Raw genomic sequence first — 11,546 nt, forward strand, 5'->3', positions numbered from 1 at the left:
CAATCCTCAATTCGCTCCCTCTCGAACGTCGCGCTACCACACGCGACGCGACCGGAGCACCAGTTAATGCGCGACCGCGTCGTCGCGGAAGCCGCGGGCATCGAAGATCCGCCGGACGATACCGGTGCGCTTCGCCTCGTCCAGCCACGCCGTAACGCAGGCGAGGGCGGCGGGGCGCCCCTTAGGCACGGCGACGGCGACCTGCGTCTGCTGGAAGCCGCCCGCGACGATCCGGGAACCTGGAACCTGCAGGACCACCGGCCGCAGCGTGTCGCGCGAGAGGGCAATGGCGTCCGCCTGCCCAGCGCGCATGCGCGCGACCGCCTCGGCCACGGACGGGACGGGGAGGGGTTGCGTCCGGGTCAGCGTGCGGGCGGAGGCGCGGAACGTCGTCGTGCCGTCGATAGCCACGACCCGGAGACCCGCCCGATCCACCTGCGCCACGTCGGTGATGCCCGACCCGACGCTAACCAGATAGGTGCTCTCCAGGTCGTAGTAGCCCGGCCCGAAATCGATCACCTGCCGCCGGGCCACGTCGACCGGCATGAAGCTGACATCGATCGCCGCGGCCTCGAGGGCGGCGGCCGCGGCGCCCGAGTTCGGGAACAGGGTGACGGCCAGCGGCAGGCCGACCTGCCGGGCGAGATCCGCGCTCAGATCGGCTGTCACGCCGTCGAGCGCTCCGTCGGCGGCACGGCTGACGAAGATTAGGCCAGCGGACGGCGCCTCAACGAGACCGACTCGGAGCATACCGGTCGGAGCGAGTTCCGCTTTCACGGAGGCATCCTGCACGGGGCTAGCTATCGTCATACCGGCGAGAGGAGCAGAAGCGAGCAGAGAAGTGACGCGCTTTGGGATCGCAGCGGTGACACCTTGGTGACACCGCTGCGATCCCAAGATCAGGGCTGACGCCTGCTAAGCCATTGATAATATTGGCGCACCCGACACGATTCGAAGGTGTGACCTTTGCCTTCGGAGGGTTAGCCTAACATGTTTTCCCGTGATTGCTAGAGTTTACTCGTTATTGCCAAACCGCTGCTGCCCCTTGTGAAATTGGCGCGCCGGGCATTTCTCTCGTCTCCGCCGGATGGGCTCGGTTTGCTTCCGCGTGCTTCCGCAGTGCTTCGGCAGAACCGGAGGGGAGGGCATGCCCAAGCTCAGCAAGCGCGCGGTCGAGGCGGCCGAGCCGCAAGGCCGGGACTACTTCTTCTGGTGCGACGAGCTCCCGGGCTTCGGGGTGCGCATCTTCGCATCCGGCCGGCGCAGCTACCTCGTGTAGTACCGCGCCAGCGGGCGGTCGAGGCGCTTCACGATAGGGCTGCACGGCGCCCTGACGGCTGACGAAGCCCGCCGTGAGGCGAAGGGGCTGCTGGGCCAAGTGGCGAAGGGCGAGGATCCGGCGGAGGAGCGCCCCACGCGGCGGGGCTCCATGCAGGTTGCGGGAGCGATGAGTGAGACCGGCCAAGCCTGAGCGATCAGATGGTGGCCGGGAACTCGGGCGCCCCAGCAATGACATGCCGACCCTGCAGCATCACGAACGGTCCCGACGGTACCGAGACGCCCAACGCATCCGGTCGGCTCGCTCACTGGCAGCTCGGCCTGTGCACGGCCCTCATGGACCGCTGCATCGATCGCTTGGGCGACGTCGCCGAGACTGCCCGCCGCGACGGCGAGGCCGACCTGCTCGCCACCGCCGCTGAAGCCCTGAGGACGAGGTTCTGAGACATGGGTGACGAAATTCGCTTCCAGATCCGCTCGAAGCCGGCTCGCATGGAGGAGCAGACGCGCGTCGCGCTGGCGCTCCTGCGGAGCAGGGGTGGGTGGCCCCAGGATTGGGCTCCATTCAATCCGGCGCTGCGTCGTGCCCTGGCGCGTGGCGATTGGGCGCCGTTGGGCGCTGGTGTGGCCAATGACGCGACGGCGCTCGAGCCGAAGTTGGTCAAAGGCCTGGACGGCAAGGAAGGCCTCGATCTCGGCGACGGCACGATGAAGATGCCGGACGGGTCGATCCGGTCAATCGTCCCGGCGGCGCCAGCTTGTGGGATCGGTGGCGGCCGCGGAATGTCCGAACTCCGTGAGCACGTGGCCGAGTTGGGCCGGCACATCGAGCGCTTTGGCCAGTCCGGCTTCCACGCTCAGATCGAGGTGACGGGGCTGCGGCAGGCGGGCCTGCGAGCCACTTCCATGAGGATCAAGGCCCGTGGCGGCCTGAGTGCCGACTTGGGGGTGACTGAGCCCGGCGCCAAGGAAGACATGAGCGACTGGACCTGAGGGCCTCGATCTCTCTCAGACATGTTCAGCAACTATCCTGGAAGCCGGCATATATCCAACGTTCTCCATCGTCCCAGCATAGATACGCCTTGACTAGGCGTCGTTGTTGCTGCGTGAGTCTCAGCCACATACGCAGGAGGCTTCAATGGACGACATTACATCAACCTCGGCTCTGGATCAGAGCAACCTAATCGAGCTCACGGCCGATATCGTGTCCGCTTACGTCTCGAAAAACTCTGTGCCTACGTCCGAAATGCCGGCGCTTCTGTCCGCGATCCACGGCGCGCTCAACGGCTTGAACAACCCCGCCGCTCCGGCCGAGGCTAAGGTCGACCGCGCCACTCCGAGCCAGATCCGGAAGTCGATCAGCAACGATGCGCTGATCAGCTTTGAGGATGGCAAGTCGTACAAGACCCTGAAGCGGCACCTCAAAGGAGTGGGCCTTACCCCGGACGAATATCGGGCGAAGTGGGGCCTGCCGGTCGACTACCCTATGACCGCCCCGAGCTACTCCGAGATGCGCTCGGCCCTGGCGAAGAACACCGGCCTCGGCAACCTGCGCAGGAACGCAGCCCCGAAGGCTGCCGTCACCGACGAGAAAGTTGCGGAGGCGCCCAAGGCCCGGGGCCGGAAGAAGGTGGCCGAGCCTGCGGTCGCGCCGGCCGAGAAGCCTGTCCGCGCTCGCAAGGCGAAGAAGGCTGCTGTCGCCGCGGAGTGAATCTGCCTAGCGCGAGAGCGGTGGGAAGCCGCCAGCCCGCGCGCGGGTCTACCCAGCAACCCCTGATGCGATGACCTCGAACCGCCCGGCTCCGGCCGCGGCGGCTTTTGCGTGTCGGTAGCCTCCCCCGAACGGGTGATGTCACGGCGCCCGCTACGCTGCTATCCCGTTACCGAGACTCACCACCTTCGGCCCCGCCGGCACCGCCGCGCGGGGCTTTTTCGCACTCTGCTCTGCTCTTCAGATGCGCTCTAATTGCAGGTCAACTTCCGGCCCTCGGCCATCCCGACCTTGCGGTAGTGTTCCAGACCGGACTTGATCGCCCGGCCTATGACCGCCCGGCGCACATCCGGATTGCAGCGCAGATACTCCTCCTCATTGAACGCGTAGTCACCACGCCCGCCCCGCGAGCCTCGGTCATAGTCCCGATCGTAGTCGCGGCGGTCACGATCGCCGTAGCCCCGATCTCCGTAGCCTCGGTCGCGGGGTCCGTAGTCGCCGCGATCGTAGCCGTAGTCGCGCCCGCCGTATGGCTGTGCGAAGGCCGGAGCGGTTCCGCTGAGTAGCGCCAGGCCGAGGACGGTCGCTGAGATCACCTTCATGTCGTGCTCTCCGTTGTTGCGGGGCGTGAACGCTTTCAAAGATGGGTAGTTCGATTTGCCTGGGCGGGCGTCGGGTCCTCGCTTCCAGCGTCACTACCGTTGGGGGGCTTGTCTTTCCCTGCTCCTAACCCACTCTCAGTTTCAGGTTTGGCGGGATTACTCCCTTGTCGGTGCCGAGCCTAAGAAGCCCGCCCGGTCCGCCGGCGCGGGCTTTTTCGTGCCTGGAATCCTGGCGCGGGACGGCTCGCCCGCCGGCATCCGCACGACACAGAAACCAAGGCCGGCCATTCTGTCGCCGGGCCGCGTTGCGTATCGGCTCCCGCAGGTGAGGCAATCGTATCCCATGCCGCCGCATAGCGAGCCGCTCGCTCCCACTACCCGAGGCGAAAAAGCTGGCCGGCTCGCAGCGAGCGAGATGATCAAGACGCTGAGCCCGCAGACAGGTAGCGTTCAGGGCCTCGTGCGCCGGGTCGAGGAGGTCGGCATCATCGTGGCCCAGGAGCATCTGAAAGCCGGCATGCTGCCCGCTGAAGTCCGGGCCTGGCACATCGGTTTCCAAGCGGGGATGAGCCTCGAGCTCGGAGATTTCATGCGCCGCTTTTGAACAGCCTCCTGACGCTCTCGAACTGATACCTGCAACATTCCTGAAAGTATCGTCACGCTCAGCTTCCCAGAAGAGTTTAGTCATGAAAGTTTCGAAGATATCGAGGCGTGGTTAGATTTTCAGAAAAACCGTCTTAAGAGGTGGGCGAATCCGAGTTAGTGCTCAGGTACTAACTGCTCAATGCATCCGGCGCCCGCTGGGATCACCAGCAGGCGCCTTTCCTGTGCGTGCCCGTTGTTGATAGTACGATAGGGCGCCTTGCTCTTATCTCGCCCCGTTACCCGCCGGTATGTCAGCAAGCCCCGCAATCGATCTTCCGCTCGCCGTCGCCTCCTGGCTTTCGCTCGATCGCTGGCTGCACGAGAATAGCCCACCGGTCTCGGGCGCCGCACGGGTCAGCCGAAACCCCTGACCGGTCTTTGCTTTCCGAACGTCGTCCACACCGCTCCACCACGATTCCTCGCGCCGCGGCCGCCGTCGGTTGAAGCGCATCGCCGCCTCAGGCTTGTTCCGTATTCGTTCGCGAGCGGAGGGCCACCAGAATGGGGCGCCTGGGGGATGCGGGGCCCGGTCGGGTCTTCGTCGACTGCGCGGCCTGCAAGCGCTCGGGCCGCTACACCGTCGCCAGCCTGATTGACCGCTATGGGGCCGACACCTCGACGCTCGACCTGCTCCGGCACCTGACAGCCTCGTGCCACTACCAGCGCGCGCCCGGGGCGCCGCCCGCGCGGAAGTACGAGCACCTGTGCCTCGCGGCGATCACGCTGCCGCCAGCGCTCAAGCAAATCCCGCCGGTGCCGCCGGGCACCCCCTACACGATCGAGATCTGGGACCGGATCGGCGGCAAGCTCGAGTTGCACCTCGCCACGATCTACCCGCTGACCGCGGCGATCGCCGCATTCGAGGCCGCCTGCCTGGAATGGCCGACGAACGAGGTCACCCTGCGGGATCGGGCTCGGATCGTGCGGAAGCGGGAGCTGCCGCCGCGGAGCGCCACCGGGTGACATTCCGGCCTCACACGCGGCCTCGGGCCGCGACAACGGCTTGCCGCCGGAGCATCTACCCTAGAACGGCCGTATGCCGACCGCCACCTACCTCGCGCCGCGCGCTCGCCGCCGAACTCATGATGAGCGAGAGCACCGTGGACGATTACGTCCGACGGGGCCTCCTGCCGCCGCCGATACGCATCTCGCCCAGCTGCGTGCGCTGGCGACCGCGGACGCCATCCTCGGCCCCTGAGAACCCGAGATGGTCGGTTGAGGATCCGAGCCCAGAGGAGCGTGCGGCTTGCGCGATCGAGGCGTCGCGGCAGCCTACGCTTTCGGATCGAGCAGCCGCGGAGGGTGTCGCTCGGATACTCGCCGCCTCGAAAGAGCGGTCTCGGCCGACGAGGAAGGCTAAGGGCCGTTCAGCCGCCTAGCGATCACATTTGCGGTAACGCGATTTGGGACAGCACCGGCTCGGAAGAACGCACGATGCTTCCGCAGCTGAACTGACCGGTATTTTGGACCGAGCCGAGTGAGAGGCTACTGCATGGTAGCGGTCATGGGTAGCCGGAAGGCCAGATCTGGGAAGCTGACCGGCGCGGGTGGCTGATAGCCAAGCGACGAATGCGGTCGGACGCGGTTGTAGGTGGATTGCCATAGACCAATCACGATCTGCGCCTCCTTCAGCGAGTAGAAGATCTCTTGGCGTAGGCACTCGTCGCGCAGCTTGCCGTTGAAGCTCTCACAATACCCGTTCTCCCACGGCGAGCCGGGTGCGATGTACTGGATCTGCGAGCCAGCTTTGGCGACCCACTTGCGCAGGGCCTTCGAGATCATCTCAGGGCCGTTGTCGCAGCGGATGTGCTCCGGGATGCCGTGCAGGCACATGGCGTCGGCCAGCGCCTCGATCACGCCGACGCTGTTGATACGCCGCGCCACCTTCAGCGCGAGGCAAGCCCGGCTATGCTCGTCGATCAGCGTCAGGATGCGCAAGGTTCGGCCGTCGTGGGTCTGAGCCTGCACAAAGTCGAAGCTCCAGACATGGTTGCGGTGGAGCGGACGCAGCCGCACGCACGAGCCGTCGTTCAGCCAAAGCCGGCTGCGCGGTCGGTGCTTCTGCGGGACCTTCAGCCCCTCGCGACGCCAGATGCGCTGAACCCGGTCCTTGCCCACCCGCCAACCGTCTGCCTGCAGCAACGCGGTGACGCGGCGATAGCCATAGCGTCCGTACTCGGACGCCAGGGCGACGACGGCTCGGGTCAGCCCATCCTCGTCGGCCGGCACCGTCGGCATGTAACGCTGCGTGCCCCGGTGCTGGCCGACGATCCGGCAGGCGTGACATTCCGAGAGGCCGTACTTCTCCCGGATCCCGTCCACTGCCTGTCGGCGTCGCTCGGGGGCTACAAGTTTCCCAAGGCGACGTCCGCCAACACCTGCTTTTCCAGGGACAGGTCCGCCACGAGCCGGCGCAACCGCGCGTTCTCGCGCTCCAAGTCCTTCATCTTCCTGGCCTGGTCGACTTGGAGGCCGCCGTACTCCTTGCGCCAGCGGTAGTAGCTCTGCTCGGAGATCTCCGCCTCCTTGCACGCCAGCGCTAAGCTTTTGCCTTGTGCCGTCTGCACCTCGATCTGGCGCAGCTTCAGCACGACCTGCTCCGCACTCGTCTTCTGACCTCGCCGCATGTCCGACTCCTTCAGTCCTGGCTGATCCTCTCAATCAGCCCGGTCCAAAGCCAGCCGGTCAGGTCACCGCCATTCCTAGAAACACTGGTTTCCACAAAGTAAGCTGATTTTCCCCCACGATTCCATGCCGAATAAAAATATATAAAACAAGGGTGATCCAAAACTGGGCAAGCAATAAATTGCTTGCCCAAAATAATATGACAATTTTTCGTCTCTGCCCGACGCTGATCCAGTCCACAAAATGATCTTTGAAACGAATAAGCATGAAGTGATCTTGCCGCTCTTCTTCGGTGAAACCGATGCGGGGATAGCTTATCAACTCCAACTGGAATTTCCAGACGGCTGACGAATGGCTGCTTCCAGGGTGCGATGGCGACTGTCGAAACGGCTTGGTTGGGTCGGGAGCAGCCAACTCATGGTGAGTCCGAATGTCGGATTTCGATCAGCGGAGCTTCGACGAGCTGCAGTGAGCTGATGACGAAAATTTCATCACCGAACGACGCCGCGACCGACGACGGCAGCGACAACCATGCACGTCAAGGATCGAGTCGGCACCTGCCCACCTCCGTTCGAAATCGACGTCAGCGGTCTATGGACGCTGTTGAAGCTCCCGGCCGGTGTGCGTCAGGCACGAAGGCCCACCAACGCCGGTCCCAAGCGAGTCGGACCCTTTGCGACCGAAACCGGCTAAGCGATAACGAGGGCTCCGCTCGGAGACCGAGACATGTCCTTTCTGTCACATATTCATGTGGGCGTGTCCGACCTGAACAAGGCTCGGCGCTTCTACGAGCCCTTGTTACGGGAGATGGGCCTCCAAATCCGAAACGTTGAGCTGACTGAAGGATGGATTGCCTGGAAGCCCACGGATGCTGAATGTCCCTTGTTCATCATCGGTTGGCCCTGGAACAAGCAACGATCCGACCCAGGCAATGGACCTATGACGGCGTTCCTAGCTCAATCGCGTAATGTGGTTGATCGATGCTACGCCTTGGCGTTGTCTTCTGGAGGCACGGACGAGGGACAACCTGGGCTTCGGTCGAACTATCACCCGAACTACTACGGAGCCTACTTCCGCGATCCGGACGGCAACAAGCTGTGCGTGGTCTGCCATGATCCCGTCTGAGAAGTCATTGAAGGTTCTCAGGTGAAGCTCTGCGCACCTTGACCACTGCAAGCAGACCATGACCTCATCGGCTTCATGGAACCGCCTGCCGACCCTGCCGAAAGCGCCCGCTGCTCCGGATCCGGGCATCTCTCAAAGCGGACAATGGAGCAACGAAAGCAGCCTGCCGATCTTAAACGTCGCGATATAGAAGAGTAGATTGAACGCCTCGTCAGATGGGGCGATGGCAAGCGCGGTCCCCTCAAGGCGGCCTCCTCATGTATAAGAGCGGATCAGGACTGAGCGATGACGGACGTTAAAGACGCATACAATTCTCGCGTGAATTTTGTTCAGAATCGCCAGCACAAAACATGGAGATCGGATAGAGAAAATTCAATTCCAATCTCCGTGCCGATCATGATGAAGCACTTTCTGACTGTTTAAGGCACTTCTGCTGCGAGGCGGCCACATCTGAGATGCTGTTTTTATGGGCCGCTCCGCTTTTCCTCTACTCGATTCCGTTCTTGTTGCTGTGCGCGATCTACGAGCGAAGGCTCTTCTCAATCACGGTTATGCTGGCGTGCTCCGCCATTTTGTACGTCAATCATGAGCTTACACATGACATGGGCAACGCTAACGGCCTAGCAGTTGCATTCGCCATGTTTTTCTTCAATTCAGTTGCGGCGGGAGCCGTCTTCGGGGCGGCAGCACGTTGCCTGATGTTCGTCTTCGGTTGGACGGCATCGAGTCACAGCGGCAGGAAGTCTATAGCGATCTGCTACCTGATACCCTGCTTTTGGCACGCCGCAACTCTCATAGGGATGAATTTCTCACCCGGAGCGCTAGCTTTCTGGTAGTTCTTCGTGCCAGGAACGACGGGCTCGGCGTCTTGTCAGCACGAGGAGCATCTTTATCGGGCTGCCGACCAATTCGAACCGCCCGGCAGAAAGCTTCGCGCGATCGCATGAAGAGTGTTTGAGGCCCTGATGTCAGGCGTGTATTGGATATCGTCGAGCTTCCAAGCTCCGTCTTGATTGACGAACAGAAAGTTTTGCTTGTTCAGATGAGCGACATCGTCGACGGTCACACGTAGAACGGCTTGCACCTTCGCAGCGCGGCCATCATTAGAGATCACCTTAATCTGCTGATACGTATTCGCCTTCGTCGTGCTCTGTCGCCCGCTGAAGACTTCGGCGTCGAGCACATTCTCCCCGGTGTTGCCAGCGGCAACCCAATCCTTGGCAAGTCTGGACGACAAGTGACGCCTCATAGCGGGCGTTATGATACGACGGTTGAAGATCACGTCGTTTCCACGATATCGATCGAACGCAATCAGCTCTCGGAATGCAGCCTCCGGCGTGTTCAGGCCGTTCGCCGCTGTAGCACCAGGACGCACAAGAGCTTTAGACGCCTCGGGCGTGCCAGGGCAGTCATTCGCCAATTTCCCGACGCCGATGTATTTGTAGATAACATCGTTGTAGTAGATCGAATCGTCTGCGCGAATCGCGAATTTCTCATTTAGCGTGACGACGCTTCCGCCGTTTGCATAACACTTCTTGGATCGAATCATTCCCTTGGAAAGCGTCACGCGCCCGCAGTCGAGGCCGTCGATACCGGCACTGCCGTCCTTCTGGAAGCTGATCGGAGCGCCGTATCCATAGGGAGCGCAATACAATCCCGCCTTCGGTAGCGCGTCAGCGACAGCAGGACCGGCCAGGGATGATGCGATTGCGATCGGAAGAAGTTTCTTCACAGGTAAAATCCTAGTTGAACCCGGGCGAACAATGCTGCCGTCGCGGTGAAGCAAAAACCCTTCCGTTTCAGAATACATCGCGGCGGTCCGGTTTCTGCAACTCGCCGTCCATGGCTTGCTGCAAAATCTCAAGCCATTTGACCATACGTCGCTGATCGGCATCGAGGTTGATTTTCACAATCGGCCTATCGATATCCGCAAGCTGGATTGTGAGACCTGCGCCATGGGCTACAGCGTAAATGTCTTTGACATTGTGAATTGCGAGACTCGTTGCGGCATCGAGCCCTATGGGTCCGAACGACTTGATCCGATTGGACCCTGGAATCTCCCACTTCACATGTCTCACTCGGCTGATCGGCCACTCATGCAGTTCGTTTCGTCCCCTGCCTCCGAATTCGATGATCAGCATTCCCCGGTCGACGTCGTAGCCTAAGACTTTTTTGTCTCGCTTTGAGGAACTAATGTAGTCCGCGCCGCGCGATATCATGCGCTGAACTTTAGAATCTTTTTCTTGTTTAGACAGCGAACTTTTGAGAGTTAGTCCCACCAACACAAACAGGACAAGCACTACAATTGCAGGCTTTGGATCCCGTGTAATGATGATCGTTCCGCCAGCCAATCCAAACGCAGTAAGCATCGGATTTGTGGCAAAAATATACTTTGCCATTTGGAAATTTAGCACAGCCAGTCATCCTGCCGTTCTGCGTTCTCTCCTTATCTAGTATTGGCCCATATAACGCGACGTTGCGAAAGGAAGTTAAATTATCACTGATCGAAATGCGACATTCGATCGTTTTGGCTTAGATCTCAAGTGTGGTGATGTGTGTTCTCAGCCACCCCACCGCGGCGCCAAAGGAGCTATGGCTGCAATTCTGTTTCCGCCATGGCTGACCATGATGCCAATAAGGCGGCTCTCGTTCGTAGGCCGGTTGGCACCGGATCGGCGCGACGATCTTGATCAAGGCGTGCGACAGCCAGCGTGCGCCTGCCTTTAGCGGCCCAACCCACGTACCAACCATAGCCACGCGTCCGGTCGATGCCACCGCTGACGTCGCGCGGATAGGCTGTGCCGGTCTTGCCATGCACCCGCCAGCCGTCACCTGCGGGACTGACCTCTACGACCTCCTCCGCCTTCGACATCGCCTGTGCCGAGACCGGCAATTGCTGCGTGACGAGGCGGCGCAGGAAGACCACCTGCTCGTAGGGTGACACCTTGAGCGAAGATGCGATCCAGGCTCGGTCCAGCCCGTTGTCCTTACCCGGATCGCCCGAGAGGTCCGCGTTGCCGAAGCCGAAACGGCGCGCGTAGTCCGTGACACGAGGCTCGCCGAGCGCGTGAGTGACTCGCTGCGAGTACCAGACGACGGAATACTTCAGCCAGCGCGTTGGATCTGTCGGCTGACGCCATGCCTCACCGCCCCAATCGGGATCGCCTGCCTTGTAGGTCAGGACAGGCGCATGAGCATCGGTGAGGAAGCCGCTGTCGAAGCCCATGACGGCAAGCGGAACCTTGAACGTGGAGGCGGGCGTTACCCGGGTACGGCAGTCTCCTCGTTCAAGCAGAATACGATCATCCGCGACGTCCATGATGATGGTGCAGAGCGTTTCGCCATAGGCAATACGGGGTGTCCAGGCTACTGCGAGAATGAAGGCGATGAGGTGGATCTGACGCATGCGGGCCTCCAACCAAGAAGGTGCTCATGAACCGCACCCCGTTTTGACCGGACAGGCGGCATAGCTCACGAAGGCATAGGCGTTGGCCTATGGGTAAGGCTATGTCATCCGATCCGACCGCCCCACCGGTGCACGGCGAGATCCTGTCCGGCGT

The 11,546-nt window shown here is 61.8% G+C and carries 12 protein-coding genes and 1 pseudogene; 6 read left to right on the forward strand and 7 right to left on the reverse strand.

The genetic code is table 11. The features are described 5' to 3' along the window. Window positions 1-63: 63 nt before the first annotated feature. Window positions 64-810 (reverse strand): transporter substrate-binding domain-containing protein, encoded by a 747-nt coding sequence (locus tag ACLBX8_RS27775; RefSeq protein WP_170868166.1) that lies wholly within the window; start codon window positions 808-810, stop codon window positions 64-66. Window positions 811-1,147: 337 nt separating this feature from the next. Between ACLBX8_RS27775 and ACLBX8_RS27780 the strand changes: the two are divergent. The 3 genes and pseudogenes from ACLBX8_RS27780 to ACLBX8_RS27790 all read left to right on the forward strand — a co-directional run. Further along, a pseudogene (locus ACLBX8_RS27780) lies at window positions 1,148-1,411 on the forward strand (Arm DNA-binding domain-containing protein); the annotation flags it as partial. Window positions 1,412-1,725: 314 nt separating this feature from the next. Continuing rightward, a complete protein-coding gene (locus ACLBX8_RS27785) occupies window positions 1,726-2,271 on the forward strand; it encodes a hypothetical protein (protein ID WP_447716154.1) in 546 nt (181 codons plus the stop codon). Between the two features lie 145 nt (window positions 2,272-2,416). Further along, window positions 2,417-2,989 (forward strand): MucR family transcriptional regulator, encoded by a 573-nt coding sequence (locus ACLBX8_RS27790; protein ID WP_205833501.1) that lies wholly within the window; start codon window positions 2,417-2,419, stop codon window positions 2,987-2,989. 251 nt (window positions 2,990-3,240) lie between these two features. On the opposite strand, the gene ACLBX8_RS27795 is transcribed toward ACLBX8_RS27790, so the two are convergent. Then, a complete protein-coding gene (locus ACLBX8_RS27795; protein WP_091928497.1) occupies window positions 3,241-3,591 on the reverse strand; it encodes a hypothetical protein in 351 nt (116 codons plus the stop codon). Window positions 3,592-4,006: 415 nt separating this feature from the next. Between ACLBX8_RS27795 and ACLBX8_RS27800 the strand changes: the two genes are divergently transcribed. Both ACLBX8_RS27800 and ACLBX8_RS27805 read left to right on the forward strand, forming a co-directional pair. After that, window positions 4,007-4,195 carry a hypothetical protein gene (locus ACLBX8_RS27800; RefSeq protein WP_091980681.1) on the forward strand — a complete coding sequence of 63 codons (189 nt, stop codon included), beginning with the start codon at window positions 4,007-4,009 and terminating at the stop codon, window positions 4,193-4,195. 542 nt (window positions 4,196-4,737) lie between these two features. Next, a complete protein-coding gene (locus ACLBX8_RS27805) occupies window positions 4,738-5,199 on the forward strand; it encodes a hypothetical protein (protein WP_042669439.1) in 462 nt (153 codons plus the stop codon). Window positions 5,200-5,721: 522 nt separating this feature from the next. On the opposite strand, the gene ACLBX8_RS27810 is transcribed toward ACLBX8_RS27805, so the two are convergent. Continuing rightward, a protein-coding gene (locus ACLBX8_RS27810) for an IS3 family transposase (protein ID WP_447716155.1) occupies window positions 5,722-6,863 on the reverse strand; the annotation gives its coding sequence in 2 pieces (ribosomal slippage) (window positions 5,722-6,596 and window positions 6,596-6,863; 1,143 coding nt in all). A 58-nt stretch (window positions 6,864-6,921) separates the two neighbouring features. Next, window positions 6,922-7,275 carry a hypothetical protein gene (locus ACLBX8_RS27815; protein WP_447716156.1) on the reverse strand — a complete coding sequence of 118 codons (354 nt, stop codon included), beginning with the start codon at window positions 7,273-7,275 and terminating at the stop codon, window positions 6,922-6,924. Between the two features lie 312 nt (window positions 7,276-7,587). On the opposite strand from ACLBX8_RS27815, the gene ACLBX8_RS27820 reads away from it, so the two are divergent. Continuing rightward, the gene (locus tag ACLBX8_RS27820) at window positions 7,588-7,986 is read left to right on the forward strand and encodes a VOC family protein (protein ID WP_447716157.1); all 399 of its coding nucleotides are present in this window, start codon (window positions 7,588-7,590) and stop codon (window positions 7,984-7,986) included. A gap of 889 nt (window positions 7,987-8,875) precedes the next feature. Here ACLBX8_RS27820 and ACLBX8_RS27825 read toward each other — a convergent pair. The 3 genes from ACLBX8_RS27825 to blaOXA all read right to left on the reverse strand — a co-directional run bounded on the left by ACLBX8_RS27825 (window position 8,876) and on the right by blaOXA (window position 11,392). Beyond that, the gene (locus tag ACLBX8_RS27825) at window positions 8,876-9,796 is read right to left on the reverse strand and encodes a hypothetical protein (protein ID WP_447716158.1); all 921 of its coding nucleotides are present in this window, start codon (window positions 9,794-9,796) and stop codon (window positions 8,876-8,878) included. After that, window positions 9,786-10,385: a hypothetical protein gene (locus ACLBX8_RS27830; RefSeq protein WP_447716159.1), complete on the reverse strand. Its 600-nt coding sequence runs from the start codon at window positions 10,383-10,385 to the stop codon at window positions 9,786-9,788. The genes ACLBX8_RS27825 and ACLBX8_RS27830 overlap by 11 nt, the downstream gene beginning before the upstream one ends. A gap of 191 nt (window positions 10,386-10,576) precedes the next feature. After that, a complete protein-coding gene (gene blaOXA / locus ACLBX8_RS27835) occupies window positions 10,577-11,392 on the reverse strand; it encodes a class D beta-lactamase (protein ID WP_447716160.1) in 816 nt (271 codons plus the stop codon). Between the last annotated feature and the right edge of the window lie 154 nt (window positions 11,393-11,546).

This window comes from Methylobacterium sp. D48H, assembly GCF_053345715.1.